This is a genomic window from Erythrobacter sp. A6_0 (assembly GCF_017744235.1).
In the GTDB taxonomy this organism is placed as follows: Bacteria; Pseudomonadota; Alphaproteobacteria; order Sphingomonadales; family Sphingomonadaceae; genus Qipengyuania.
Window position 1 is genome coordinate 936,216 of sequence record NZ_JAGHQR010000001.1, and the last position, 25,762, is coordinate 961,977.

A 25,762-nucleotide genomic window follows, 5' to 3' on the forward strand; every position below is an offset into this window, starting at 1 on the left:
GAACGGACGGGTTGCGCTTACAGGAACTTCGCCATTGCGCCCGCAGTGTCGAGCATGCGGTTCGAGAAGCCCCATTCATTGTCGTACCAGCTGACGACGCGGGCGAGCTTGCCTTCCATCACGCTGGTTTCCAGGCTGTCCACCGTGGAGCTGGCCGGCTGATGGTTGAAGTCGCTCGAGACCAGCGGCTGGTCGGTGTAATCGAGCACGCCCTTGAGCGCGCCTTCCGCCGCCGCCTTCAACGCGCCGTTCAGTTCCTCGACGCTGGTGTCGCGATTGGGCGTGAAGACCAGATCGACGAGGCTGACATTGGCCGTCGGCACGCGGACCGAGCTGCCGTCGAGCTTGCCGTTCAGATCGGGCAGGACCAAGCCGACCGCGCGCGCCGCGCCGGTGGTGGTCGGGATCATATTCTGCGCCCCGCCGCGCGCCCGGCGCATGTCGGAATGCATCTGGTCGAGCATGCGCTGGTCATTGGTGTAGCTGTGGATCGTGGTCATGAAACCGCGCTCGATCCCCACCGTGTCATGCAAGACCTTCGCGATCGGGGCGAGGCAGTTGGTGGTGCAGCTGGCGTTCGAGACGATGACATCGTCCTTCGTCAGCGTGTCGTGGTTGACGCCGTAGACGATCGTCGCGCTGACATTCTTGGCAGGCGCGGAGATCAGCACGCGCTTTGCGCCCGCCTTCAGATGCGGTTCGGCCTGTTCGTGGCTCTGGAAGAAACCGGTGCATTCGAGCACGATGTCGATGCCCTGATCGCCATGCGGGAGGTTGCCGGGATCGCGCTCCGAGGTGACCTGGATGGTCTTGCCGTTGACGGTGATCGTGTTCTCGCCGGTTTCGACCGTGCCGGGGAAGCGGCCATGCGTGCTGTCATACTGGAACAGAAGCGCGTTCGACTTCGTGTCGGCCAGATCGTTGATGCTGACCAGTTCGAGATCGTGATCGTCCCGCTCGAGAATGGCGCGCGCCACGAGGCGGCCGATACGTCCGAAACCGTTGATTGCAACCTTGGTAGCCATGATAGAAGCTCCTGCTTAACCGTTCAATTTGTTCATGATTTGCGGGACGATCGCGTCCACGGTGAGGCCGAATTTGGCGAACAGATCCTCTGCCGGGGCGCTTGCGCCGAAGCGGTCGATCCCGATCCTGAGCCCGTTCGTCATGGTGTAGCGATCCCAGCCGAAAGTCGTCCCCGCTTCCACGCTGACGCGCAGGATCTCGCCGGGCGAAACGTTCGGCAGAAGGTCCGCCTTGTACGCCTCGTCCTGCTCGTCGAACAATTGGGTGCACACCATCGAAACGACGTCCGCGCCCACGCCCTCCTTCTCCAGCTCGGCGGCGCATTCCAGCGCGAGATGCACTTCGGAGCCGGTCGCGATCAGGATGACCTTGCGGGCATTCTCCGCAGATTTGAGGCGATAGGCGCCCTTCGCGCTCTGGCCCGTGACGCTCGCATCGGTGCGGACCTGCGGAAGGTTCTGGCGAGTCAGCGCAAGCACGGTCGGCCGGGTCTTCTCACGAAGGGCGATTTCCCAGCACTCGGCCGTTTCGACCGTGTCGGCAGGCCGCATGACGAGCAGGTTCGGAATCATCCGCAGCGACTGCACATGCTCGATCGGCTGGTGCGTCGGCCCGTCCTCGCCCAGACCGATGCTGTCATGCGTCATCACATAGATGGCGCGCGCCTGTTGCAGCGCGGACAGGCGGATCGCACCGCGGCAGTAATCGGTGAAGACCAGGAACGTGCCGCCATAGGGGATCACGCCGCCATGCAGCGCCATGCCGTTCATCGCCGCAGCCATGCCGAATTCGCGGATGCCGTAATAGATGTAGCGGCCCGAACGATCGTCCGCCGTGAACGGACCGATGCCGCCCGCCTTGGTATTGTTCGATCCGGTCAGGTCCGCGCTGCCGCCGATCGTATCGGGCAGCATGGCGTTGATCTGGCCGAGCGCCATCTCGCTCGCCTTGCGGGTGGCGACCTTCTGCGGTTCGGCCATCAGCGATTGGATATAACCATCGAGGCTGAAATCCTGCGGCAGGTCGCCCGCCATGCGCCGTTCGAATTCGGCGCGTTCGTCGTGGTTTTCGATCCGCTCGTTCCATTCCGAACGCGCCGACGCGCCGCGCTGGCCGGTGCTGCGCCAGTCATCGAGAACCTCGGCAGGAATCTCGAACGGCTCCGCATCCCAGCCCAGCAGGTCGCGCGCAGCTGCGATCTCGTCGCTGCCGAGCGGTGCGCCGTGCGTCGCGCTGGTTCCCTGCTTATTGGGCGCGCCCTTGCCGATCACCGTCTTGCAGGCGACGAGCGAAGGGCGTTCGGATTCGACCGCCTCGTCCAGCGCGCGGCGGATGTCGGCGAAATCGTGGCCGTCGCATTCGACCACATGCCACCCGGTCGCTTCGTAGCGCGCCTTGATATTCTCGCTGGTCGAGAGGTCAGTCGAACCGTCGATGGTGATGTTGTTATCGTCCCACAGCACGTTCATCCGGCCGAGCTTCAAATGCCCGGCAAGGCCGATCGCTTCGTGGTTGATGCCCTCCATCAGGCATCCGTCGCCCGCGATCACCCAGGTGCGGTGATCGACCAGATCGTTACCGAAATCGGCGTTCAGGCTGCGCTCGGCAATCGCCATGCCCACCGCCATCGCCAGGCCCTGGCCCAGCGGGCCGGTGGTGCATTCGACGCCATCGAGAAGGAAGTTTTCGGGGTGACCCGCGCACGGGCTGCCGAGCTTTCGGAAATTGCGGATGTCTTCCATCGTGGGCGACGCATATCCGGCCAGATGCAGCAGGCTGTAGATCAGCATCGAACCGTGGCCTGCGCTCAGCACGAAGCGATCGCGGTCGGCCCAGTCGGGCGCCTTGGGATCGTGCTTGAGATATTCGCTCCACAGCACGGTCGCGACATCGGCCATACCCATCGGCATGCCGGGGTGGCCCGAATTCGCCGCCTGTACCGCATCCATCGAAAGCGCCCTGATGGCATTGGCCATCCGGACCATGTTTGCGGTATCGAGGCTCATGCGGGAAACACTCCTGGGGGTGGGATCGAAAGCGTTACGACGCGCCGTGCGAATACGTGATTCGGCGCGCGCGAAGCCTTTGCGGACTGCCCTGCCGAGGTCAAGCCGAGCGCTGAGCGTAAAGGCCCCTATGGCGGCTTCAGGAGACTTATCAACAGGTGTCGCCAAGCCTTTGCCGTATTTGCAGAACGCGCTAAAAAGCGGCCATGGCTGACGAACGCATCACTCAAGCCCTCGCGCGGATCGACGCCGCGCTCGACCGGATCGAAGCCGCTTCGTCCAACCGGCCGGCAATCGCCGCGCCGGACAAGCCCGCAATGGCCGCTCTAGTCGCGCGGCACGAAAATCTGCGCGAAAGCGTGTCGGGAAGTCTCACGGAACTCGATGCCCTGATCGAAAGGCTGGAGCGATGAACGACGTCAAGCTGTCGCTCGGCAAGCGCACCTACACCATCGCCTGCGCAGAAGGGGAAGAGGATCACCTGCGCCATCTCGGCAGCATGGTGGACCAGCGCCTGTCCGCGATCGGTGCGGATCTGATGGGGCAGACCGAGGCGAAAAATCTGCTTATTGCAGCGCTCATCCTGGCGGACGAAGTCCACGAAACGAAGAAGCGCGCTCAGGCAGAAGGGGAAGTAGATACCTCGCTCGCCGAAACGCTCGAAACGCTGGCCGAACGGCTGGAAAAATCGGCCGCCGCGCTTGAGGGTGCGGGCCCGGACGCCTAGATAGGGATCGGCGGGGCTGCCCGGTACGACCGATCGAACATCCCTGAGGCTATAAGCAATCCAAGGGAGCTGTCCCTTCCCTGGGGACCGGGTTCGTCCCGGGAACCGGGGTAAACGGCGCCCACCTGACGTGAAGGCGTCAGAGGATTTCAAGGCAACGACCCATGGTGGTCCCGTCATGTTTTTGCGCTAGCGCTTCACTGCTTGAGCGCGGGGGTTTCTCCCTTAAATCTTCGAACGCCACTCCAGACGAATTGCAGGACGGATATCTTGGATAAGGCCGCGATAAGAAAGACATTGAGAGCCAAGCGGCGCGATCATGTCGCGGCGTTGCCGGAGAATATGCGCGCGCTGATGTTTCATCGCCCGCCTGCGCCGCTGCTCGATCTGGTGCCGGACGATGGCGTGATCGGCCTTTACCGCGCCGCTCCGCTCGAAGCGCCGACTGCATCCTATGCGCGCTTCTTCTTCGAACAGGGGCGCACCATCGCCCTGCCCCGGTTCTGGGCGAAGGATCGGGCGATGGACTTCGCCGTCCATGCCGATCCCTACGAGGAAAGCGATTGCGAGGCCGGCCCCTTCGGCATTCCGCAGCCGGTGGGCGATGCGGATAGTGCAAACCCCTCGGTGCTTTTCGTTCCGCTGCTCGGCTTCACAGCCGAAGGCGCACGGATCGGCCAGGGCGGCGGGCATTACGATCGCTGGCTGGCCGATCATCCCGACACGGTCGCGATCGGCATGGCGTGGGACGCGCAAGTATGCGACGAGCTGCCGATGGAAGCGCACGACAAGCCCCTGTCCGCCGTGGTGACACCCACGCGGCTTTACGGTCCGTTCTGATGCGTGACGAGCCCACCCTGCGCATCCCGCTCGGCATCCTTGCACTGCTGGTGGGCCTGACCGTTTACGGCGTGCTGGTGGTGACCTTCGTACCGCCGCTGATGGAAAGCTGGCCGACGATCCTTCAAATGGTCGTCTATCTCGTGTTCGGCGTTATCTGGCTGCTGCCTCTGAAACGCTTCCTGATCTGGATGGAAACCGGCCGCTGGAGCGCGCCTTCCGAATAAGAGGCGCGGAACCGCAGGATTGTGCGTGCCGTTATCCTCTCATGCCGGAGTTACCCGAAAACGAAGCGCAGCGCCTAACGATTGAGCGCGAGTGTTTGAATCGCACGATCGAGAAGGTCGAGCTGGGCGACGACACCAGCTATATCGAATTGCCGGGCGACAATGAGCGCCAGCGGCTGGTCGGGCACCAATTCACGCAGACGCGGCGCCACGGGAAGAACATCTTCGCAGGATCGAAGACCGGCCCGTGGATGACGGTCCATCTCGGCATGACGGGCTGGCTGATCCCGTTCGATGCGCCGGACGATCCACCCGACCACACCAAATTGCTCATCACCTTCGAAGGCGATCGGCGGCTCGCCTTTCGCTGTCCGCGCAAACTGGGGCATGTCCGTATAATCGACGATCCGGACGGCTATATCGAGAACGAAGGGCTTGGCCCCGACGCGCTGGATCTGGCGCGAGACGGTTTCATCGCAACATTCGGGAATACCCGCAGTGCCATCAAATCGGCATTGATGAAGCAGGACAAGATGGCGGGCGTCGGCAATCTCTGGTCGGATGAGACTCTGTTCCAGGCGGGGCTCCATCCCGAGCGGCGCGCGAACGACTTATCTGAAGATTGCCTCGCCGATCTGCGCACCACGATGCGCCGCGTCCTTCACCAGGGCGTGAAGGTCGAAGCCGACTATAAGGAGCTGCCGCACGACTATCTGATCCGCCACCGCGAAAAGGGAGCCGAATGCCGCCGCTGCGGCGGTGAGATCACGAGCGCGAAGGTCGGCGGACGAACCGCCTATTTCTGTAGCTCGCATCAAAAATAAGGTAATGTCCCAAGTGGCGCGAGTGACGGGACTCGAACCCGCGACCCTCGGCGTGACAGGCCGATACTCTAACCAACTGAGCTACACCCGCGCATTAAAACGCTGCAGCGCCTCTTGGGAGCCGCGCAACTAGGGCAGGGTCGAAACGCTGTCAATGCGATTTCCTGCGAAAATTTGCATGGGGTCTGGCGGCAGGATGGTGAAGCCGCGTTAACCCTATTTTGACCGCGCCCCGATACGCCGAAGCCAAGGGCAATCGGGGGGATTTCTATGCGCAGCATTGTAGTGGGTTTGAGTGCGCTCGCCTTGGCAACGGCCGCGGGCGCTGTGGGATCTTCTCTGTCGATCACGCGCTCGGTCTTCGTCGAAACGCGATCGGATGACGGAATCGCTCTGGAACCCGCCCATCGCCTGGAAAGCGGCGACAAGGTGGTGCTGGTCATGCAGTGGGACCGGGAGAACGCCCAGCGCCCCTTCACGCTCGCCAGTCGCGTGCCCGAGGAATTGGCTTTCCAGCGCAGCGGCGACGCGGCAGTCGAAGTATCCATCGACGGCGGTCGCCGCTGGGGGCGTCTCGGCGATCTGCGGAGCGGCCAGCGGCTCGCTTCGCCCGAAGACGTCACGCATCTGCGCTGGCGCATCGCCGCCGGTGAAGACCGGCGGCTCAGAAGCTACAGCGCGATCGTGCGTTAATTCACCAGGATCAGCGCGGGCGCTTCGAGCAGTTTCTTCAGCGCCTGGACAAAGCTCGCAGCATCCCATCCGTCGACCACGCGATGGTCGCAGCTGATCGAGATATTCATCAGCTTGCGCTTCTCGATCCGCTCGCCGCCATTGCCGTCCGAAACATACATCGGGCGTTCGATAATGCGGTTCGGGCCGATGATCGCCACTTCGGGACGGTTGATGACCGGCGTCGTCGCCACCCCGCCAAGCGGACCGAGCGATGTCACGGTCAGCGTCCCGCCCTGCATTTCGTCGCTCTTGGCCGTACCGCTGCGGGCTGCTTCCGCCAGACGCGAGATCTCGTTGGCGAGCTGCCACAGGTTCTTCGCCTGTGCGTTCTTGATCACCGGCACCATCAGCCCGGCATCGGTCTGCGCCGCCATGCCGAGATTGACCGAACCATGCCGCGTCACCACACCCGCCTCGTCGTCATAGCGGGCGTTGATCATGGGGAAATCGGGGAGAGTCTTGCAGATCGCCGTGATCAGCAGCGGCAGAATCGTGAGCTTGGGCTTGTCGCCTTTGTTGGCATTGAGCTGTGCGCGCAGCGCTTCAAGTTCGGTGACGTCCACTTCCTCGACATAAGAGAAATGCGGAATGTTGCGCTTGGACGCGGACATGTTTTCGGCGATGCGGCGGCGCATCCCGATGACCTTTTTCTCCTCGTCCGCACGGGTCGGTGCAGCCGCACCGAAGCCGTCGCTGTAGGACAGGAACTGGTCGAGATCGCCGTGGCGCACGCGGCCTTCTTCCGAAGGCTTCACCTGCCCCAGATCGACGCCCAATTCCTTCGCGCGCTTGCGCACCGCGGGGCTGGCGAGAACCTTTGCCGAAGATGCGGCCGGTGCCGGTGAAGGTGCCGGAGCGGGAGCCGGAGCAGGTGTCGGTGCGGGCGGCGGCGACGGATCGGCCGCCATCGCATCGTCGGCGTCGCTGGGATCGGGGTTCTCGACCTCGATCCGCTCTTCGACTTCCTCGTCCTTCGGCGCGGGCGCGGCATCCGCGGACGCCTCGTTTTCCTCGGCGACATCGTCGGGCACTTCCCCCTCCACCTCGATCACGACCAGCATCGAGCCAATCGAGACCATGTCGCCCTCGCCGCCCGCGATTTCGAGGATCTTGCCGTTGACCGGGCTTTCCATCGGCACGGTCGCCTTGTCGGTCATCATGTCGACGAATTCTTCGTCTTCGCTGACCGTATCGCCGACCTGCTTGTGCCATTGCACGATCTCGGCCTCGGCGATGCCTTCGCCGATATCGGGCATGTTGAAGGTGAATTTGGCCATTTCGTTCAGTCCTTCAAAATCTTGTCGAGCGCTTCGCCGATGCGGATGGGGCCAGGGAAATAGGCCCATTCGAGGCTGTGCGGATAAGGCGTGTCGAAGCCGGTCACACGTTCGACCGGGGCTTCGAGGTGATAGAAGCAGCGTTCGGTGACGAGCGCGGACAGTTCCGCGCCGAAGCCCGCCGTGCGGGTCGCCTCGTGGACGATCAGGCAGCGTCCGGTCTTCTTCACCGACGCTTCGATCGCCTCGATATCGAGCGGGACGATGGTGCGCAAATCGAGCACGTCGGCTTCGATGCCCTTCTCCTTGCAAACCGCCTCGACCACATGGACCATGGTGCCATAGGCAAGGATCGTGACCTGCTCACCCTCCGTCGCAAGCCGCGCCTTGCCGAGCGGAATCTTGTAATACCCTTCCGGCACCACGCTCTGGTCGAACTTCTTCCAGGGCTGCACCGGCTTGTCGTAATAGCCGGAAAACGGGCCGTTATAGATGCGCTTCGGCTCGAAGAAGATCACCGGATCGTTATCCTCAATCGCGCTGATCAAAAGCCCCTTCGCGTCATAGGGTGTCGCCGGGATCACCGTCTTGAGGCCCGAGACATGAGCGAAGATCGCTTCCGGGCTCTGACTGTGGGTCTGGCCGCCGAAGATGCCGCCGCCGAACGGACTGCGCACCGTCATCGGCGCGATATATTCCGCCGCCGAGCGATAGCGCAGGCGCGCCGCTTCGCTGATGAGCTGGTCGAGACCGGGATAGATGTAATCGGCGAACTGGATTTCCGGCACCGGGCGAAGGCCATAGGCGCCCATCCCCACTGCCGCTGCGATGATGCCGCATTCGCTGATCGGCGTATCGAACACGCGATTCTTGCCGTGCTTTTCCTGGAGGCCCGCCGTGCAACGGAAGACGCCGCCGAAATAGCCGACATCCTCGCCCATCACGACGACGTTCTCGTCGCGCTGCATGGAGATATCGAGCGCGTCGTTGATCGCCTCGATCATGTTGAGGCGGCGTTCGGGCTTCGCCTCGGCCTGATTGGGGGCCTGATCGGGGGTCTGCTCCGGCGCGCTCATCGTCTCGGTCTCGCTCATGCGCCCTTCCCTTCGTTGGGCAGTCCGCCGGGGAACTTGGTCTCGCGCTCATGGATCGCCTGTTCGGCCTGTTCCTTGAGGTGCCAGGGCAATTCCTCGAACACATCTTCGAACATGGTGCGGAACGGATGGTGCAGGCCGTGGCCAAGGATACCGTTCGCTTCGGCTTCCTTGGTCACTTTCTTGACGTGTTCTGCAGCTTCGAGATCCATCTTCTCCTGCCGCTCTTCGTCCCACTCGCCCAGCTCGATGAGGTGGTTCTTAAGGCGCATGACCGGATCGCCCAGGGGCCACTCCTCGCGCTCCTGCGCGCTGCGATAGCCGCTGGGATCGTCGGAGGTGGAATGGCCTTCCGCGCGATAGGTGAAGAACTCGATCAGCGTCGGCCCGGCATTGGCGCGGGCGCGGTTGGCGGCCCACTGCTCGGCGGCGTAGCACGCAAGCGGGTCGTTCCCGTCCACGCGCAGGCCCGCAAGCCCATAGCCCAGAGCGCGCGCGGCAAAGGTCGTCCGCTCCGCCCCGGCGAATCCACTGAAGCTGGAAATCGCCCACTGATTGTTGATAACGTTGAGGATAACCGGTGCATTATAGACGGTCGCGAACAGGCAGGCCGAATGGAAGTCGCCCTCCGCCGTGCTGCCTTCGCCCACCCAGGTCGCGGCGATGCGCGTATCGCCCTTGATCGCGCTCGCCATCGCCCAGCCCACCGCCTGCGGCGTCTGCGTGGCGAGATTACCGCTGATCGTGAAGAAGCTGTGCTCCCTGCTCGAATACATGATCGGGAGCTGGCGGCCCTTCAGCTTATCGCCCCGGTTCGAATAGATCTGGTTGATCATCTCGATCAGGGGATAGCCGCGCTGGATCAGGATGCCCTGCTGGCGGTAGCTGGGGAAGACCATGTCGTCGCTCGCCAGCGCCATGGAGGCCGCCACGCTGGTCGCCTCCTCGCCGGTGCACTTCATGTAGAAGCTGGTCTTGCCCTGCCGCTGCCCGCGGAACATCCGCTCGTCGAAAGCGCGGGTCATGGCCATGTGGCCGAGCATCGTGCGCAGCGTTTCGGGATCGAGCTTGGGATCCCAGGGCCCATGCGCGCGATTGTCGTCGCCCAGCACGCGGACCAGGCCATAGGCGAAATCGCGCATCGTTTCGGGCGCGCAGGTCTCGTCCGGGCGGGGCTGCTTGCCGGGCTCGCCCACATCGACATGGCTGAAATCCACCGCGTCGCCGGGGCGGAATTTGGGTTCGGGAACATGCAGCGACAGTCCAGGCGCGTTGTGCCCGGCTTGCGCCTGCGGATCGGGCCTATCGGCCATTATGCGCTCTCCCCTCGGTATCGAGACGCTTGAAAGCAATCTTGCTTGATTGCGTTATTTTATTTCAGCGCGTTCGCCGGGTCAAGCCGAGTGGCTCGATCGTTGGCTTACACCGCCACCGGAGCCTTGATGGCCCCGTGCGGCGTGTAGTTTCGAACCTCGAAATCCTCAATGCGATAATCGAAGATCGTCGTCGGACGCCGCATGATCTCAAGCCGCGGATGCCCTTGCGGTTCCCTCGCCAGCTGCTCCTCGATCAGATGCGCGTGGTTGAGATAAAGATGAGTATCGCCGCCCATCCAGACGAATTCGCCCGGTTCGAGATCGGCCTGCTGCGCAAGCATGCGCTGAAGAAGCGCGGCGGACCAGAGATTGAACGGCAGGCCCAACGCCACGTCGCAGCTACGCTGATAGAGCAGCCCGTTCAGCTTCCCGTCCGCGACGTGGAACTGATAGGTCTTGTGGCAGGGCGGCAGCGCCATCCGGTCGAGCTCGGCGACGTTCCATCCTTCGAGGATATGGCGCCGGCTGCCGGGATTCGTGCGCAGGCTTTCGACGAGCTCGGCGACCTGATTGATGCCCGGCCCCTTTTCGTAAGTCCCGTCCTTGCGATAGCGATAGGTCGGCCAGTCGACCCACTGCTTGCCATAGACCGGGCCGAGATCGCCCCAGTTCTCCGCAAACGTCTCGTCCTCGGCGATCCGCTGCACGAAAGCGTCGAGCGACAGATACTCGCCGGTCTCCCTGACATAGCGGGCATGCGGCCACTCGTTCCATATCTTCACGCCCTGGAGCACCAGGGGCCGGATATTGGTTTCGCCGGTCAGGAACCACAGCAATTCGCGCGTCGCCGTTTTCCAATAGACACGTTTGGTGGTGATCAGCGGCATCGCTCCGTCGGACAGATCGAATCGCAAGGTCGCCCCGAAGACAGAGCGCGTGCCGATGCCAGTGCGATCGACGCGCTCATCCCCTTCCGCCCAGATGCGGCGCATGAGATCGAGATAGGCGGTTTCGTAGTGGGATGGTTCGCGGTGGGGGTCTGTCACGATGCGGCTCTCCGTTGAAATTTCCCAATAGGGCAAGTTTCCCCGAATTGCCCGCTTGCACGTCACGCCATCCCCACCTATAGGGCGCGCCTTGCCTCGACCCGCGGGGCTTGTTTTTCCGCGGGGCCGATCCGGTCGGGGAGTAGCTCAGCCTGGTAGAGCACTGTCTTCGGGAGGCAGGGGCCGGAGGTTCGAATCCTCTCTCCCCGACCAACTTTCTGTTTGCGACGCGAAAATCGCTTCGCAGCATTTTTCAGCACCATACGCCACCCCGTTTGGGGACCCCGATTGAGCAGTGCGCTATTCCGCGGCGGGTTTTGCCGGCGGCTCATCGCCCTGCGTCGGTGCTTCCTGCAATTCCGCGTCCAGTTCCTCAGCCTTCGCCTCGATCGTTTCTTGCGCGGTGTCGTAGCGCTCGTCGAAGCTCGGCTCGCTCTGGCAGGCGCTCAGCGCGATCGCCGCGAGGATGATCGCGCTTCGCATCAATAGTTCCGGCGATAGCGGACGTTGACATTGGTCGCGCCCGATCCGCCTGCCTGGCTCAGGATCGACAGGAACGGCGTCAGGCTGACTTCGAGCTGCGTCGCCGTGAAGCCGCGGGCGTCGGTGATGAATTCGATGTAGATATCGTCCGTAATGTACTGGCCCGCCGCGAGTGCGGTGCCGCGCCCGCTTGTCTCGTCGGCGCCGAGGATACGCAAGCGGTCGACACCTGTCGCCGAGCGCAGCTTGCCGAGCGGATTGAGACCGCCGCTGCTGCCGCGCAGCGAATTGAGCGAGGCGGCCAGCTGAACCGCCTGGATGGCGGAAAGATTGCCGACCGAGCTGCCAAACAGGATGCGCGAGACGATCTCGTCCTGCGGAAGGCCGGGCGTGCTGGAGAAGGCGATCTGCGGATCGTAGGCGCGGCCCGTGACGTTCACATTGACGGTCACGTCCTCGATATCCTCGGTCGCGGTCAGACGGATGACCGGATCGATCGTGCGGCCGCCGGTGAAATCCACGCGCCCTTCGGTGAGTTCGAAGGAGCGCCCGGCAAAGCCAAGCGTGCCGCGCACCAGCTCGACATCGCCGGAGACACGCGGCGCGGTGCTGGTGCCCGACAAGCGCAGATCGGCGCTCCATTCGGATTCCAGACCCATGCCCGAAACATACAGCCGCTCCGGCGCGGCGAGCGCGATATCGAGGCGCAATTGATCGAACAGGCCCGGCTGCGGCTGCGAAGGCTCGTCACCGGTGATGCGCTGGGGGCCGCGGGGCGGCTTGAACCGAACGCCGGTCAGCTCGGGCACTTCGGCGGCGCCCTGGCGGATGATCTCGTAGCGCGTCTCGGGCAGCACGATCCGTCCGCTCACCACCGCAGTCTGCCGGGCCGCCTTGGTCAGGCGAAGATTGCCGGTCGCGGTCGCCGACAAGGCGTCGCTGCGAGCCAGGCGCGCATCGTCCATCGTGATTTCGACATTCATCGGATAGCCGCTGGCTTCCGCAAGACTGACGAAACCATTGGCGCTGAGCTTGCCGTCACCCGCCGTGGCGGTCAGGCGCTCGATTTCAAGCCGATCGCCGCTGAAGCGCCCGGCGATCGCCATGTTGGAAAGCCGCGTACCGTAGGTCTGGTTTTCATAGGTCAGATTGTTGGCGCGGATGATGCCCGACAATTCGGGGCTCTGGACCCGGCCCGAGAAATCCGCCGCCACGCCGATCGGCCCCGACAGGCGCTGATCGGGCTGACCGGCGAAGGAGAACAGCGTGTCCGCCGGGCCGTTATAGCGAATCCCGCCGCCCAGGGGCGCGGAGAGAAGGCGGGTCGTCCAGCTGCCCGATCCGGGCGGAAGCGGATTGAGCGAGGCGACCATCCGCCCGATCACCGCGCCGCGCCGCCGCATAACTGCGCGCGCTTCGCCCCCATCGGGCAGCAGCTTGCCGACGAAATTGATGTCGAGCGGCTGGCTGACGGAGACCGCAGTGGTGCGGCTGAAATTGGCGATCTGGAGGCGGGCATCGGCACGCGGGAACGCAGTGCTGCTGGCCTGGGCGAAATCGAGGCTTCCGGTGGCGCGGCCATTGATGCCGAGGCCGGGCACGACGGCTTCGATCATGGCAAGGTCAAGCGAATCGAGCCGGCTCTGGATTTCGATACCGTCTCCGTATTTCCCGGCGAGGCGGATATTGCCGCGACCGAAATCGATGCGGGTGGGCAGCAGTTCGTATTCGCCTGCACCCGGAACGATCCGCGCCGGGCTGGTCGTTGCGAAATCGATGCCGCGAACCCTGCCCTTCATCTGCGCGCGCCAGAGATCGGGCGTCAGTTCGGCATTGGCGGCGACGCGGAAGGGCACGCCGCTGACCCCTTCGGCGAGCACGCGCGCAGTCCCGTTGCCGTTGCGATAATCGATCTTTGCGCGCGCCGCGTTGAGATTGAGGCTGCCGATATTGGTCTGCGCCAGCTGCGCGTCGGCAACCACATAGGGCTGGTCGTAAAGCACCACCCGCGCATCGACGATCGCCGAACCGATCGTGAGATTGGCCGGTCCGGGCAGCACGGTATCGCGCGCTCTCAGATTGACGAGCGCCTGCTGATACTGGCCCTGTGCGTCGAGGCGGACCACGCCTGCGAGCCCGCGTCCATTCGCGTCGAGCCGCCCGGCAAAAGGCCCGGCGGGCGTCTCGCGCAGCGAGCCGCTGAAATCGATTCCGGCGAGATTGGCGCTGTTGATGTCGAGCGTCAGCACATCGCCCGTGCCCAGCACCACGTCGGCGGTCAGCGCGCCGTAATCGGTGTCCGCCGTCGCATCGAGGCGATACCCATTGCGCGCGCCTGTGATGTTGGCGCGCAGATTGGCGAGGCCGATGCCGAGATCGGGCCGCTCCGCCGTGACGACTGCCTGCGGATTGGTGAGCGTACCAGCAACCCGCACGCCGACACGGCCATAGGCATCGGTCACGCCATCCGCCTGGATCGCGAGCCGCCCGTCCGGCGCATAGAACCCGCTGCCGCCCGTGATCTGCGCCGCCGGGGCACGCAGCATGAGATTGCGGAAGCGGACGATCCCGTCCGACCAGTACCGCACATCGGTGGCCGCAACGGCATTCCCGCCCAGAAAATCGCGCACGCCTTCGTTGAAAAGGCTGGTCGAGCGCACGCGCACCCGGCCCTCCAGCGCAAACCCGTCGCCTTCGGTCTGCAAATCGACATCGGTTTCGATATCGAAGATGCCGACGCTCTCGATCCGGTAATCGTCGATCCGCCCGTCGATCGCGCCGGTATAGAGCCCCGTCGAGGTGTCGGCGAGGAGGATCAGCCCGGCATCGATCCGGTCCGAGCGAATCCGCATATTGTCGGACAGGATGCGCGGCCCGTCGATGGCGAGATCGCCCGCTAGGCGCACATCGCGCAGCTGCCCGCCGGCAACGGTGTCGAGCCCGGTAATGCGCGCAACGCTGGCTTCGATGGGGATCATGATCCGATCGGCATCGACCGTCGCCTCGCCGCTGGCGCGCAGGTTTTCCAGCCCCATGTCGTTCATGGCGAGCCGGTTGGCGTTGACCTGATACTGGACGCGCGGAGTGGCGAATTCGCCATTCAGCGTAAGCAGCGCGCGCAGGCCGCTACCGCTCAGATTCTCGGCCATGGCGGACGGTTTGAGCAGCACGAAAGCAAGCTTCAGATCCTCGAAGCTGTTGTCCGACAGATCGACAAGGCCGTTGGTGTTGAGGCGGAACGCGTCGCTGTTGAGATTGCCCGCCAGCGTCGCCCGGCGCTCTTCGAGAGCGGCCGTCATATCGACATTCAGGATCGGGCCGAGCAGCGTCGCGGTCGGCCCTTCGAACAGGCGCGCCACGCGCGTCGGCCCGCGCACTTGGAACGTGCCGTCGTTCCCGGCAATCTTCAGACGCGCGAACTCGCTGCCCGCGAGGTTCGCATCGAGCCGTCCGGTCCAGCGATCCCAGGTGCCCTTGCCCGCGACTTGAACGCGCAAGGGTTCGGTCAGCCCGGCCAGCGCCCCGATCACGCCGTCGCCGGGCGCGTTCAGATCGAGCGACACGTCGAAGCGATTATCGTCCGGCACCGCATCGAGTTCGAGCGCGATCCGATCGCCGCCCGAACGGCCCTGCCCCGCGATCGTCGCCGCATCGAGCGTGACCTGCGCGCGCCCGTCCGCGATATTCGCCCCGCCGCTGATCGAGGCGACCCGGCGCTCTCCGCTGACGGGAGCCTCGGCGACGAAATTGCCGATCCGGAATTCGCCGATATCGATGTCGTAATTCGGCAGCAGCGGATCGTCGCTCGGCGGAGTCTCGGCAAATTCCGGCAGGCGCTGCAGCGTCACGCGCGGCGCGATCAGCGAGCGGATGTCGATGTGACTGCGCAGGAATTTGAACGGCCGCCAATCGACGCGCATTTCGGGCGAGGTGAGGAACACGCCCTTCAGGTCGGACACGGCGACATCGTGGAGGACCATCTCGCCATAAAGCGAGCCTTCGATGCGCCCAACATCGATCTCCATTCCGTTCTCGAATTCGAGCCCGGCGATCTGGTCGGCGACGAAGCGCTTGCCCGGCCCGGTATCGAGCCCGAGAATCAGCGCACCGACCAGAAGGACGATGCCGCCCAGCACGATGGCAGTCCATTTGGCGATCGTGCGACCGACGTGGCGCGCGCGGCGTGGCGTCTCTACCGGCTCGCTCGTCTCGGTCGTCTCCTCGACCATGACGGGGTCGGCAGCGCTCTGCTCTTCGACGCCCTGCTCTTCGATACGTGTATCCTCGGCCATCAGAACGCCTGCCCGATCGAGACATAGACCGCGAAGCTGCTTTCGCCTTCGCGCTTGTCGAGCGGCATGGCGACGTCGAAACGCAGCGGGCCGAAATTGGTGTAATAGCGTCCGCCGATGCCGACACCGTAGCGCAGATCGCTGAAGTCGGGCGTCGTGCCTTCATAGACTTGGCCCGCATCGACGAACCCGACCACGCCAAAATTGCCGAAGCGATAGCGCACTTCCGCCGCCGCTTCGTTCAAGCTGCGTCCGCCGAGCGGGCGATAGATCGTATCCGCAACCTTGTCGGGCTCTTCCGGATCGAATTCGAAACCGGGATCGGGATAAACCGCGCGCGGACCCAATTGCTGGAAGCCGTAACCGCGCACCGAGCCACCGCCGCCCGCATAGAACCGGCGCGAGGGCGCAAGGTCGAACCGGTCGATCCCCTGGATCGTGCCGACCCTGATGCGGCCCGCCAGCGTGATCGAATCGGTGGGGCTGTAATAGCCCGATCCATCCACCCGCACGCGGACATAGGGGCTGAAACCGTCCTGCAGGGATCCCTCGGGTTCCACCAGTGCGGTGACGCGGAAACCTTTGGTCGCATTCAGCAGGCTATCCGTGCGATCGATCCCGATCTGCCCGGTCAGCCCGCCGATGAAAAATGTCCGCCGCACCAGCTCGCGGGTCGTCAGATCGAAATCCTGCTCGTTGGTGGCGATGATCTGCGCGCCGTAGGCGTAGGTGAAAGGCTTCTGCCAGATGCTGGTCGAATCGTAGCTGACCAGCGCCGCGATCCGACCGGTAAAGGCCTCATAGGCTTCGTAATCGGCCCGCAGCGCTTCGATACTGGCCTGGAACGTGCGGTCCCTGCGCCCGGCATTGGACCGGCGGAATGTGCCGCTGGCGCCCTGTTCGCGCGTACCGATCACGCCGCGCCCGATCAGCGCGCCTTCCGGCGGGAAGAGATTGCGATGGGTCCAGCTGCCTTCGACGCGGAAGCCCTGACCCGTGCCATAGCCCGCGCTCGCCGCCAGCGTGCGCGGCGGCCCGGCATCCTGCTCCACAAGGATCGTGGCGTATTCGGTGCCATCGCCCGCCGGCTCGCCGGTCTGTTCGGGCACCACCGATACGGTGTTGAAAAGGCCGGTGGCGACAAGCGCCTGGCGCAGATCGTCGACCATCCGGCTGTCGTAGAGTTCGCCGCGTTCGAAGCGGGCCAGGGTTTCGACATGGTCGGCATCGAAGGCGAGATTGCCGGTCGTGCGGAAACCGCCGAAGCGCGAGCGCGGCCCGGTCATGATCGGCAGGGTATAGACGCCATCCTGCGTTTCGGGATCGAGCAGGATGTCGCGCTGGCCGATCTCGGCAAATGGATAGCCGTTCTGCGGCAATTCGATCGCCACGCGCGCTTCGGCCCCCTGGACCCGCGCCGCCACGATCGGTTCGCCGACCTGCAGCGGAAGATTGTCGCGGATCAGATTTTCCGGTTCGACCGGCGGAGCGTCGATCACGATGTCCGAGAATGTGTAGCGCGGACCGGTGGCGACATCGATCACCGCGGTGAGCGGCTGCCCGGTCGCATCCGCCGAGCGGTCGATCCGCGTCGTCGCGCTGGCTTCGTACCAGCCTTCGGAAGCCAGCAGGCGCTGCATCAGGGCGCTGTCTTCGGTCAGCCGCGCGGCGACCTGCGCTACATTGGCGGCCTCGCCGTCGCCGTCTTCGAGCGCGGACAAATCCTCGAACATGGCGCGAATATCGGTTTGCGCCACCTCGTCCGCCTCGTCGAGACCGTTGACGGTGACATTATAGGCGACCTCGACCACTTCCTCGTCCGGCTCCGCCTCTGCAAATTCGACCGGCGCGACCTCGAACTGGTCGAGCGGCGGAAGCGGCGCGACCAGTTCGGCGTCGCGAATCGGTGCATCGCCGATCACCTCGACCGGATCGCCATCCGCAAGCGCCGGATCGCCGAGCAGCGCCTCCTGCCCCTCTTCGGGATCGGCATCGGCCTGTTCGGCGGCGATCCGTCTTTCGAAATCGGCAATCGATTCGAGCGGCCCTTCGAGCGCGTCATCCTCGTCGAGCGAGGGAATCGCGGTCTCGAATTCCTCGTCGGTAATAATCAGCTCTACGTCCGGCAGGTTCGCGTCTGCCGGAGGAGCGGGGATCGACAGGTCCGCTTCGGCGTCCTCGGGATCAGCCGTGTTCTGTGCGGAAACGGGAAATGCCGCCAGCGCGACGCCCAGCGCCAGAACGGAGGCCGCCGTCCGGATTATCCCGCCCACGGCCCATTCCGCGCGGGCGGCACGGTTGCCAAGCGGCGCGGGATGAAGGACAGACGAAGCCGAAGCGAGCATAGAAAGCGATCCACCGTGGACAATGAAGGACATACCGCATCGGCGCGATCCGGGGACCATGCGCCCGGAGATGTGGCAAATCCCGCCCAAGAGCCCGGGTCTTCTCCTAAAGGCGCGCCCGGTGCAACCGCAAAGAGTCCTCTTTCCATGCCTTGGGCAGCCTGGAAGGAGATCCTGAAGCGCGTCTATACGATGTGGGGATTTCACAATCTGTCGCTGCTGGGCGCGGGCGTGGCGTTCTTCACCTTTCTCGCTCTGACCCCGCTGATCGCGGCCACCGTCATGGTTTACGGCCTGATCGGCAATGTCGAGACGGTGCAGCAGCAGATGCGCGCGATCATCCAGGTGGTACCGGCCGAAGCTGCCGCAGTGATCGAGGATCAGCTGCTCGGCGTGGTGACTGCCAATTCGGGCGTCACCGGCTTCGCGCTGATCGTGGCGTTGTTCTTCGCCATCTATGGCGGAATGCGCGCGGCCAACGGGTTGGTCGGGGCGCTCAACATCGTCAACGAAGAACACGAAACGCGCGGCATTATCCCACGAACGCTCCGCATCGCCGCGCTGACTCTGGCGGGCATTTTCGTGGCGCTGACTGGTATTCTAAGCGCAGGCCTTTTCGCCTGGCTCCAGACCCAGGCCGAGGGGATGATCGGCGCAGGCGTGGAATGGGCGATCAAGCTTCTGACCTGGACCGCCTCGATTGCGCTGGGAAGCGCGGGCTTCGCCCTGATCATGCGCTACGGCCCCGACCGCGCACCCGCGCAATGGAAATGGCTCGCCCCCGGCGCTCTGTTGGCGACGGTACTGTGGATCGCGATCTCGTTCGGCTTTTCGCTCTATGTCGCTTACGTCAGCGACTACAACGCGACCTACGGTTCGCTGTCGGCGATCGTCGTGTTCCTTATGTGGCTGTTCCTGTCGGCTTACGGGGTGCTTGCAGGGGCGTTGCTCAATGCCGAGATCGAGCGCCAGACGACCACCGATACCACCGTCGGCCCCGAAAAGCCGCTGGGCGAGCGTGGCGCGGTGCTCGCGGATATTTCGGAAGGCGGCCTGACGCTCGGCCAGTGGATGGAAAAGACCGAGCGCCGCGCGGTGAAGCGCCACATGCAGAGCGCGAAGCTGAAAGCGATGGTCCGGCGCGAGAAAGAAGGGCGCTAGCCCATCTCCCCTATCCTCCGCGCAGGGTTCTGACTCCGAAATCGCGTTCGAACAGGTAGAGCAGAATGCGAGCCGCCTCGCCGCGCTTCCCGTCGAGCCCGCCGTCGCGCTCCATCAGCAGGCGCGCATCGTCGTGGGCGGCAGGCAGGAGACGCGTGATCTGATCGAGATCCGCGATGCGAAAGGCCGCCTCGCCCGACTGGCGCGTACCCAGCAATTCGCCGCCGCCCCGCAATCTCAGATCCTCTTCGGCAAGCTCGAATCCGTCCTGCGTCGCGCGCATCAGCGCCAGCCGTTCGCGCGCCGTTTCGGAAAGGGTATCGCCGCGCAGCAGGATACAGATGGATTTCGCGCTGCCCCGCCCCACCCGGCCGCGCAGCTGGTGCAATTGTGCCAGGCCGAAGCGTTCGGCCTGTTCGATCACCATCAGCGTGGCATTCGGCACGTCGACACCGACCTCAATAACGGTCGTCGCGACCAGCAGCTTGGCATCTCCGCTGGCGAAGCGTTCCATGGCCGCGTCCTTCATCTCGGGCGCGAGCTGACCGTGGACCATCACCACGTCCGTGCCGAACCGTTCATGGAGGGCCGCATAGCGCGCTTCGGCGGCGGCGATGTCTTCCGGTCCCTCGCTCTCGCGCACCATCGGGCACACCCAATAGGCCTGGCGCCCCTTCGCGATCTGCGCGGCTAGGCGATCAACCAGCAGAGCCAACTTGTCCTGCCCCATCACCACCGTGTCGATCGCCTGGCGACCCGGCGGAAGCTCGTCCAGCTTGCTGACGTCCAGCTCGCCATATTGCGCCAGCGTCAGCGTGCGCGGGATCGGCGTCGCGGTCATGGCAAGGACGTGCGGGGCACGCTTGCCCTTGCCCGCCAGCATCAGACGCTGGCCGACCCCGAAGCGGTGCTGCTCGTCGATCACAACCATGGCGAGGTTGCGGTAAGCGACCGTGTCCTGAAAGATCGCGTGCGTGCCGACCACGATGTCGATCGATCCGTCGAGCAGCCCCATCAGAATGCTCTCGCGCGCCTTCCCCTTGTCGCGACCGGTGAACAGCACGACTTCGGCCCCGGTCGGCGCGGCCATTCTTCGCAAGGTTTCGAAATGCTGGCGTGCGAGCAGTTCGGTGGGCGCGAGAAGCGCCGCCTGCGCGCCTGCCTCCACCGCAATCAGCATGGCTTCCAGCGCCACCACCGTCTTGCCAGCTCCGACATCGCCCTGAAGCAGGCGCAGCATCGGGGCCTCTTGCGCCAGATCCCCCTCGATCTCAGCAATCGACCGCTTCTGCGCGCCGGTCAGCGGAAACGGGAGCGCCAGTTTTCCGCGATAACTGCCATCGCCCACCAAAGCCTGGCCCTTGCGGCGGCGATTGTCCGCGCGCACCAGCATCAGCGCAAGGCCGTTCGCCAGCAATTCGTCATAGGCCAACCGGTCGCGGGCCTTAGAATGTTCGCCTTTGTGCGCCAGTACCAGCGCATCGCGCCATACGGGCCAGCCTTCGCGCTCGACCTGGCCCGGCTCGCTCCATTCGGGCAGTTCGGGCGCGCGTGTCAGCGCCTGTTCGACCAGATGTGTCATTTTGGGCTGGGTCAGCCCCTCGGCCAGCGCATAGACCGGCTCGCACAGGCGCTGAAGCGTGTCGCCCCCTTCTTCGAGCACGTGATCGGGATGGACGATCTGGAGCATGTCGCCATAGCGCTCGAGCTTGCCAGCGACCCAGCGCGTCTCGCCGACCGGTAATTGCTTCTTGGCCGTATAGGAGGCTCGTCCGAAATAGGTGAGCGCGAGGATATTTCCGACCGCATCCTGCGCCAGCACCCTGTAGGGAGCGCGCGGATTGCGCCCGCCGCGATGCTCCGTAACCGTCAGTTTGAGGACGATCTGCTCGCCCTCCCCCGCCTCGTCCAGATTTTGAACCGCACGGCGCGTCACGAAGCGTTCCGGCAGATGATAGGCGACATCGCGCACCCGCGTCAGGCCGAGCCGGTCGAGCGGTTTCTTCAGCTTCGGCCCCACGCCGTCGAGCGTCTCGACCTCGGCGAAGAGGGGATTGAGGATATCGGGCCGCATCGCCTCCCCTTAAACCCACTCGGCCCGGCAGCGAAAGCCGGGATCTCGTATCGTCAATGCCGAGCCAGCAGGGGCCGATCCCGGCTTGCGCTGAAGGGAGGAGGAACCTACTTGGCGTCCATGCCCGATCTCCTCACTTTCGAAGGCCGCATCCAGCGCGCCCGGTTCCGAGCATGGCATCGCGGCACGCGCGAAGCGGACTACATGTTCGGCGGCTTCTTCGATCGCTATCACGCGGAGTGGGACGAGGCAGGCCTCGCCTGGTTCGAAGCGCTGCTCGAGCAAGATGATGTCGATGTGATGGCATGGGCCCTCAAGACTCAGCCCGTTCCGCCCGCCTTCCTCGGAGAGCGTATGGAGGCGATGCAGCGCCTCGATTACGTCGCGATCTGAATCTGGGCGCCTGCGATGAGAAAATGGATCTTGCGAGTGTTGCTCCTCGCTTTGGCGATATCCGCCGGTGCGACAACGGTCTTCGCTTTGATCCCGGGCAACGTGGGCGGCCAGGGCGGCGATTTCTGGCACTGGGTGGCCTTCGTGACGCTTGGCGTGCTTTCGCGGCTCACATTCTCGCGCATTTCCTTCCTACTTCTCTGGGTCCTTCTGATCGTGTTCGGCGGGGCGATCGAACTGGCGCAGGGAATCCTCAACACCATGCGCGAGATGGATGTGCGCGATTTGCAGGTCGACGCGTTCGCATCCTTCGTCGGCCTCCTCGTCGGCGCCGTCATCCTGGCCCTTTATCGTCGTTTGCGCGACCGCAACGGAACCGAGGCGGGCGTCTAGCGCTCCTGATCTGATCATGCCCGATATCGCTCGCATTCTGAAAGCCGACCGTCCGCTCACGCTCGCCCGGGTGGCGCGCGGGGCACAGCCTTTGGTCCTGTCCGACCTCGCCAGAGCCGCCAAAGGCCGCGCGGTCTTCATCGTGCCCGACGATACGGCGATGCACGCGGTGTCCGAAGCGGCACGGTTCTTCGCGTCGGAACTGGAAGTGATCGAGTTCCCGGCGTGGGATTCGCTCCCTTACGATCGCGCCAGCCCTGCGCTCTCGATCAGCGCCCGCCGCCTTGCCGCGCTACACCGCCTGCAGGCGGGCAAGCCCGGCGCGCAATTGCTGGTGACGACGGCCAACGCCGCGCTGCAGCGCGTTCTCACGCCGTTCCGCATCCGCGAAAGCGTGCGCGAATTCGCGCCGGGCATGGAGATCGGGCGCGAAAGCCTGTCCGCCCTGCTCCAGCGTCAGGGCTATTCCCGCACCGATACGGTGATCGACAAGGGCGAATACGCGATCCGTGGATCGATCGTGGATGTGTTCCCAAGCGGGATGGACGAAGCGCTGCGGCTCGATTTCTTCGGCGACGAGCTGGAAAGCCTGCGCAGCTTCGATCCCAACACCCAGCTGACGACGGGTCGGCTCGACAGGCATCTGCTGCTTCCGGCCAGCGAGGCATTGCTGGACGAAGACAGCATCAAGCGCTTCCGCACGCGGTATCGCGAAATGTTCGGCGCCAATGCCACGCAGGATCCGCTTTACGAAGCGGTCAGCGAAGGGCGTCGCCTGGCAGGGATGGAGCATTGGCTGCCCCTGTTCGAAGACCGTCTGACGACGCTGTTCGATCATTTGGGCAAGGACGATCTTGTCGTGATCGATCAGGCCGCGCTGGCCGCCGCTGAAGAGCGGACCAAGGATGTCGGCGACTATTACGAACAGCGCAAGGCGGCGAGCGGACAGGCCAAGGGCAGTTACCGTCCCTTGAAGCCCGACGCGCTTTATCTGACTCAAGGCGAGTTCGAGACCGCGCTCGCCGATGTGCCCGCCCATCGCGCGACCGCATTCGACGAACCGGAAAGCGACAGCGTGCTCGATTTCGGCTTCCGGTCGGGCCGGGATTTCGCGCCTGAGCGCGCGCGGGGCGACAATGTCTATCCGGTGCTGGCCGACCATCTCAAGGCCATCGCCAAATCGGGCCGGCGGCCGCTGATCGCCGCCTATTCGAAGGGCAGCCGCTCGCGCATCGTGTCGATTCTCGACGAAGCGGGCATCGCAGTGCAGACCGCCGAAAGCTGGCAGGAAGCGCTGGGCCAGTCGGCCAAAGGCAAGCCGTCCGCGATGATCGTCCCGCTCGAGGCGAGCTTCGCCAATGACGAGCTGGAACTGCTGACCGAGCAGGATATTCTCGGCGACAGGCTGGTGCGTCGCAAGAAGAAGCGCCGCGATGCCGATGCCTTTCTCGCCGAATTGCAGGCGCTCAGCGTCGGCGATCTGATTGTCCATACCGAACACGGGATCGGCAAATATCTCGGCCTCGAACCGATCGCGGTGGGCAAATCGAAGCACGATTGCGTGCAGCTGGAATATCGCGGCGGGGACAAGCTGTTCATCCCGGTCGAGAATATCGACGTCCTCAGCCGCTATGGATCGAGCGAGGAAGCGGTCCAGCTCGACAGACTGGGCGGTGAGGCGTGGCAGAAGCGACGCGCGCGCCTTAAGGAGCGCATTCAGGCGATCGCGGGCGAGCTGATGCAGGTCGCTGCCGCCCGCGCCTTGAGGAAAGCGCCGGTCCTTGAAGTCGAGGAAGGCCCCTACAATCAGTTCCTCGACCGATTCCAGTACGAGGAAACCGATGATCAGGATCGCGCCATCGCCGATGTCCTGTCCGACCTCGAAAGCGGCAAGCCGATGGATCGCCTCGTCTGCGGCGATGTCGGCTTCGGCAAGACCGAGGTTGCGCTGCGCGCCGCCTTCGTCGCGGCGATGAACGGCCAGCAGGTCGCGGTGGTTGCGCCGACAACCCTGCTCGCCCGCCAGCATTACGAGAATTTTTCCGCCCGTTTCGAAGGCTTCCCCCTGAATGTCGGGCGCCTTTCGCGCCTTGTCTCGGCGAAGGAGACCAAGGAGACGCGCGAGGGGCTCCGCAAGGGCGACATCGACATCGTCGTCGGCACGCATGCGATCCTGTCGAAGCAGACCGAGTTCAAGGATCTGGGCCTCGTCATCGTGGACGAGGAACAGCGCTTCGGCGTCACGCACAAGGAAAAGCTCAAGCAGCTGCGCGCCGACGTGCACATGCTGACCCTCACGGCCACGCCGATCCCGCGCACTTTGCAGATGGCGATGACGGGCCTGCGCGAACTCTCCACCATCCAGACCCCGCCGGTCGACCGCCTGGCGGTGCGCACCTATGTGATGGAATGGGACGACATGGTGATGCGCGAGGCGCTGCTGCGCGAACATCATCGCGGCGGGCAAAGCTTCATCGTCGTGCCGCGCATCTCCGACATGGATGCGATATCGGACTGGCTGCACGAAAACGTGCCCGAAGTGAAATTTGTCGCGGCGCACGGCCAGATGGGTGCGGGCGAGATCGAGGAGCGGATGAGCGCTTTCTACGAGCGCAAATACGACGTCCTGCTCGCGACCACGATCGTCGAAAGCGGTCTCGACCTGCCGAGCGCCAACACGATCATCATCCACCGCGCGGACATTTTCGGCCTCGCCCAGCTCTATCAGCTGCGCGGCCGCGTCGGGCGTTCCAAGCTGCGCGCTTACGCCTATCTGACCTACGCCAAGGACACGCAGCTTTCGGAAGTCGCTGAAAAGCGCCTGAAAGTGCTCGGCGATCTCGATTCGCTCGGCGCCGGGTTCCAGCTCGCCAGCCACGATCTCGACATTCGCGGCGCGGGCAATCTTCTGGGCGACGAACAGTCCGGCCATATCCGCGAAGTCGGCTTCGAACTCTATCAGTCCATGCTCGAAGACGCGATCCTGGCCGCAAAGGCGGGCGAGATGGGGCTGGAAGCGAAGCCCGAAAAGGTCAGCCCACAGATCACCGTCGATGCGCCGATCATGATTCCGGAGGATTACGTCCCCGACCTCGCCGTCCGCATGGCGCTGTATCGCCGCCTCAACGATGCTGAGAACAAGGGCGAGATCGAAGCGCTCGCCGCCGAAATGATCGATCGGTTCGGCGATCTTCCCAGCGCGACTGCAAATCTGGTGAAGCTGATCGAGATCAAGCACCAGGCGATCGCCGCCAATATCGCCAAAATCGATGTCGGTGCGGCAGGCACGCTGGTCACCTTCCACAACGACGATTTCCCCGACGGTCCGGGGCTGATCGCCTATGTCGATCGCTTGAAGGGAACCGCCAAACTGCGTCCCGACATGAAGCTCGTGATCAGCCGCGCCTGGAACGATCCGCAGAGCCGCTTGAACGGGCTCTATCAGCTGACCAAGGGGCTTTCCGCAATCGCGAGGAAGGCGAAGAAGAAAGGCTGATCGGCGG

At 64.2% G+C, this 25,762-nt stretch carries 20 protein-coding genes, 2 tRNA genes and 1 other RNA gene; 12 read left to right on the forward strand and 11 right to left on the reverse strand.

The window, feature by feature from the left end; all coding sequences use genetic code 11:
- Nucleotides 1–17 precede the first annotated feature (17 nt).
- Nucleotides 18–1,025 carry a type I glyceraldehyde-3-phosphate dehydrogenase gene (gene gap, locus J7347_RS04675; RefSeq protein WP_067685067.1) on the reverse strand — a complete coding sequence of 336 codons (1,008 nt, stop codon included), beginning with the start codon at nucleotides 1,023–1,025 and terminating at the stop codon, nucleotides 18–20.
- A 15-nt stretch (nucleotides 1,026–1,040) separates the two neighbouring features.
- Nucleotides 1,041–3,032: a transketolase gene (gene tkt, locus J7347_RS04680; RefSeq protein ID WP_209161008.1), complete on the reverse strand. Its 1,992-nt coding sequence runs from the start codon at nucleotides 3,030–3,032 to the stop codon at nucleotides 1,041–1,043.
- A gap of 206 nt (nucleotides 3,033–3,238) precedes the next feature.
- On the opposite strand from tkt, the gene J7347_RS04685 reads away from it, so the two are divergent.
- The 6 genes from J7347_RS04685 to J7347_RS04710 all read left to right on the forward strand — a co-directional run bounded on the left by J7347_RS04685 (nucleotide 3,239) and on the right by J7347_RS04710 (nucleotide 5,650).
- Nucleotides 3,239–3,445, forward strand: a complete 207-nt coding sequence (locus J7347_RS04685) for a hypothetical protein (RefSeq protein ID WP_209161009.1) — start codon at nucleotides 3,239–3,241, stop codon at nucleotides 3,443–3,445.
- Nucleotides 3,442–3,759, forward strand: coding sequence for a cell division protein ZapA (locus tag J7347_RS04690; RefSeq protein WP_209161010.1), 318 nt, complete (start codon nucleotides 3,442–3,444; stop codon nucleotides 3,757–3,759). Before J7347_RS04685 ends, J7347_RS04690 begins: the two co-directional genes overlap by 4 nt.
- A 10-nt stretch (nucleotides 3,760–3,769) precedes the next feature.
- Nucleotides 3,770–3,937, forward strand: a non-coding RNA gene (gene ssrS / locus J7347_RS04695) — 6S RNA.
- A 92-nt stretch (nucleotides 3,938–4,029) separates the two neighbouring features.
- The gene (locus J7347_RS04700; RefSeq protein WP_209161011.1) at nucleotides 4,030–4,599 is read left to right on the forward strand and encodes a 5-formyltetrahydrofolate cyclo-ligase; all 570 of its coding nucleotides are present in this window, start codon (nucleotides 4,030–4,032) and stop codon (nucleotides 4,597–4,599) included.
- Nucleotides 4,599–4,826, forward strand: coding sequence for a DUF2842 domain-containing protein (locus tag J7347_RS04705; protein WP_067682560.1), 228 nt, complete (start codon nucleotides 4,599–4,601; stop codon nucleotides 4,824–4,826). The genes J7347_RS04700 and J7347_RS04705 overlap by 1 nt, the downstream gene beginning before the upstream one ends.
- A 41-nt stretch (nucleotides 4,827–4,867) precedes the next feature.
- Nucleotides 4,868–5,650, forward strand: coding sequence for a DNA-formamidopyrimidine glycosylase family protein (locus J7347_RS04710; protein WP_209161012.1), 783 nt, complete (start codon nucleotides 4,868–4,870; stop codon nucleotides 5,648–5,650).
- A gap of 14 nt (nucleotides 5,651–5,664) precedes the next feature.
- Here J7347_RS04710 and J7347_RS04715 read toward each other — a convergent pair.
- Nucleotides 5,665–5,741: transfer RNA gene (locus J7347_RS04715), tRNA-Asp, on the reverse strand.
- A gap of 236 nt (nucleotides 5,742–5,977) precedes the next feature.
- On the opposite strand from J7347_RS04715, the gene J7347_RS04720 reads away from it, so the two are divergent.
- On the forward strand, nucleotides 5,978–6,343 hold the full coding sequence (locus J7347_RS04720) for a hypothetical protein (protein ID WP_348521560.1): 366 nt from the start codon (nucleotides 5,978–5,980) through the stop codon (nucleotides 6,341–6,343).
- On the opposite strand, the gene J7347_RS04725 is transcribed toward J7347_RS04720, so the two are convergent.
- From J7347_RS04725 to thyA, 4 genes are all read right to left on the reverse strand, one after another.
- Nucleotides 6,340–7,662: a dihydrolipoamide acetyltransferase family protein gene (locus J7347_RS04725; RefSeq protein ID WP_209161014.1), complete on the reverse strand. Its 1,323-nt coding sequence runs from the start codon at nucleotides 7,660–7,662 to the stop codon at nucleotides 6,340–6,342. The two genes, J7347_RS04720 and J7347_RS04725, sit on opposite strands and share 4 nt — an antisense overlap.
- Nucleotides 7,663–7,667: 5 nt before the next feature.
- The gene (locus tag J7347_RS04730; protein WP_280635677.1) at nucleotides 7,668–8,738 is read right to left on the reverse strand and encodes an alpha-ketoacid dehydrogenase subunit beta; all 1,071 of its coding nucleotides are present in this window, start codon (nucleotides 8,736–8,738) and stop codon (nucleotides 7,668–7,670) included.
- A gap of 14 nt (nucleotides 8,739–8,752) precedes the next feature.
- Nucleotides 8,753–10,069, reverse strand: a complete 1,317-nt coding sequence (locus tag J7347_RS04735) for a 3-methyl-2-oxobutanoate dehydrogenase (2-methylpropanoyl-transferring) subunit alpha (RefSeq protein WP_209161015.1) — start codon at nucleotides 10,067–10,069, stop codon at nucleotides 8,753–8,755.
- Between the two features lie 107 nt (nucleotides 10,070–10,176).
- On the reverse strand, nucleotides 10,177–11,118 hold the full coding sequence (thyA, locus tag J7347_RS04740) for a thymidylate synthase (protein ID WP_348521561.1): 942 nt from the start codon (nucleotides 11,116–11,118) through the stop codon (nucleotides 10,177–10,179).
- Nucleotides 11,119–11,254: 136 nt separating this feature from the next.
- Here thyA and J7347_RS04745 point away from each other — a divergent pair.
- Nucleotides 11,255–11,331 (forward strand) — tRNA-Pro (locus J7347_RS04745).
- A gap of 87 nt (nucleotides 11,332–11,418) precedes the next feature.
- Here J7347_RS04745 and J7347_RS04750 read toward each other — a convergent pair.
- The 3 genes from J7347_RS04750 to J7347_RS04760 are packed head-to-tail and all read right to left on the reverse strand — an operon-like array spanning nucleotide 11,419 to nucleotide 18,271.
- The gene (locus J7347_RS04750; protein ID WP_209161016.1) at nucleotides 11,419–11,601 is read right to left on the reverse strand and encodes a hypothetical protein; all 183 of its coding nucleotides are present in this window, start codon (nucleotides 11,599–11,601) and stop codon (nucleotides 11,419–11,421) included.
- Entirely contained in the window at nucleotides 11,601–15,893 is a 4,293-nt protein-coding gene (locus J7347_RS04755; protein WP_245173785.1) for a translocation/assembly module TamB domain-containing protein, read from the reverse strand. Before J7347_RS04755 ends, J7347_RS04750 begins: the two co-directional genes overlap by 1 nt.
- Nucleotides 15,893–18,271: a BamA/TamA family outer membrane protein gene (locus J7347_RS04760; protein ID WP_245173786.1), complete on the reverse strand. Its 2,379-nt coding sequence runs from the start codon at nucleotides 18,269–18,271 to the stop codon at nucleotides 15,893–15,895. Before J7347_RS04760 ends, J7347_RS04755 begins: the two co-directional genes overlap by 1 nt.
- A gap of 114 nt (nucleotides 18,272–18,385) precedes the next feature.
- Between J7347_RS04760 and J7347_RS04765 the strand changes: the two genes are divergently transcribed.
- Nucleotides 18,386–19,399, forward strand: coding sequence for a YihY/virulence factor BrkB family protein (locus J7347_RS04765; protein WP_233999118.1), 1,014 nt, complete (start codon nucleotides 18,386–18,388; stop codon nucleotides 19,397–19,399).
- Nucleotides 19,400–19,409: 10 nt separating this feature from the next.
- Here J7347_RS04765 and recG read toward each other — a convergent pair whose 3' ends face one another.
- The gene (gene recG / locus J7347_RS04770) at nucleotides 19,410–21,473 is read right to left on the reverse strand and encodes an ATP-dependent DNA helicase RecG (RefSeq protein WP_209161017.1); all 2,064 of its coding nucleotides are present in this window, start codon (nucleotides 21,471–21,473) and stop codon (nucleotides 19,410–19,412) included.
- 120 nt (nucleotides 21,474–21,593) lie between these two features.
- On the opposite strand from recG, the gene J7347_RS04775 reads away from it, so the two are divergent.
- From J7347_RS04775 to mfd, 3 genes are read left to right on the forward strand one after another with little or no spacing between them, the layout of a single operon-like run.
- Complete coding sequence (locus J7347_RS04775) at nucleotides 21,594–21,866, forward strand: succinate dehydrogenase assembly factor 2 (protein WP_067677567.1); 273 nt, start codon at nucleotides 21,594–21,596, stop codon at nucleotides 21,864–21,866.
- Nucleotides 21,867–21,881: 15 nt separating this feature from the next.
- Nucleotides 21,882–22,259: a hypothetical protein gene (locus tag J7347_RS04780; RefSeq protein WP_209161018.1), complete on the forward strand. Its 378-nt coding sequence runs from the start codon at nucleotides 21,882–21,884 to the stop codon at nucleotides 22,257–22,259.
- A 16-nt stretch (nucleotides 22,260–22,275) separates the two neighbouring features.
- The gene (mfd, locus tag J7347_RS04785) at nucleotides 22,276–25,755 is read left to right on the forward strand and encodes a transcription-repair coupling factor (protein ID WP_209161019.1); all 3,480 of its coding nucleotides are present in this window, start codon (nucleotides 22,276–22,278) and stop codon (nucleotides 25,753–25,755) included.
- The last annotated feature ends 7 nt before the right edge of the window (nucleotides 25,756–25,762 follow it).

Excerpts from the sequence above, each read along its gene's own strand:
- J7347_RS04710 (WP_209161012.1), top strand. The coding sequence starts at position 4,868 with ATGCCGGAGTTACCCGAAAACGAAGCGCAGCGCCTAACGATTGAGCGC.
- J7347_RS04730 (WP_280635677.1), bottom strand. The coding sequence starts at position 8,738 with ATGAGCGCGCCGGAGCAGACCCCCGATCAGGCCCCCAATCAGGCCGAG.
- J7347_RS04705 (WP_067682560.1), top strand. The coding sequence starts at position 4,599 with ATGCGTGACGAGCCCACCCTGCGCATCCCGCTCGGCATCCTTGCACTG.
- J7347_RS04760 (WP_245173786.1), bottom strand. The coding sequence starts at position 18,271 with ATGTCCTTCATTGTCCACGGTGGATCGCTTTCTATGCTCGCTTCGGCT.
- J7347_RS04685 (WP_209161009.1), top strand. The coding sequence starts at position 3,239 with ATGGCTGACGAACGCATCACTCAAGCCCTCGCGCGGATCGACGCCGCG.
- gap (WP_067685067.1), bottom strand. The coding sequence starts at position 1,025 with ATGGCTACCAAGGTTGCAATCAACGGTTTCGGACGTATCGGCCGCCTC.
- J7347_RS04750 (WP_209161016.1), bottom strand. The coding sequence starts at position 11,601 with ATGCGAAGCGCGATCATCCTCGCGGCGATCGCGCTGAGCGCCTGCCAG.
- mfd (WP_209161019.1), top strand. The coding sequence starts at position 22,276 with ATGCCCGATATCGCTCGCATTCTGAAAGCCGACCGTCCGCTCACGCTC.
- recG (WP_209161017.1), bottom strand. The coding sequence starts at position 21,473 with ATGCGGCCCGATATCCTCAATCCCCTCTTCGCCGAGGTCGAGACGCTC.
- J7347_RS04775 (WP_067677567.1), top strand. The coding sequence starts at position 21,594 with ATGCCCGATCTCCTCACTTTCGAAGGCCGCATCCAGCGCGCCCGGTTC.
- J7347_RS04725 (WP_209161014.1), bottom strand. The coding sequence starts at position 7,662 with ATGGCCAAATTCACCTTCAACATGCCCGATATCGGCGAAGGCATCGCC.
- tkt (WP_209161008.1), bottom strand. The coding sequence starts at position 3,032 with ATGAGCCTCGATACCGCAAACATGGTCCGGATGGCCAATGCCATCAGG.
- J7347_RS04780 (WP_209161018.1), top strand. The coding sequence starts at position 21,882 with ATGAGAAAATGGATCTTGCGAGTGTTGCTCCTCGCTTTGGCGATATCC.
- J7347_RS04765 (WP_233999118.1), top strand. The coding sequence starts at position 18,386 with ATGCCTTGGGCAGCCTGGAAGGAGATCCTGAAGCGCGTCTATACGATG.
- J7347_RS04735 (WP_209161015.1), bottom strand. The coding sequence starts at position 10,069 with ATGGCCGATAGGCCCGATCCGCAGGCGCAAGCCGGGCACAACGCGCCT.
- J7347_RS04690 (WP_209161010.1), top strand. The coding sequence starts at position 3,442 with ATGAACGACGTCAAGCTGTCGCTCGGCAAGCGCACCTACACCATCGCC.
- J7347_RS04755 (WP_245173785.1), bottom strand. The coding sequence starts at position 15,893 with ATGGCCGAGGATACACGTATCGAAGAGCAGGGCGTCGAAGAGCAGAGC.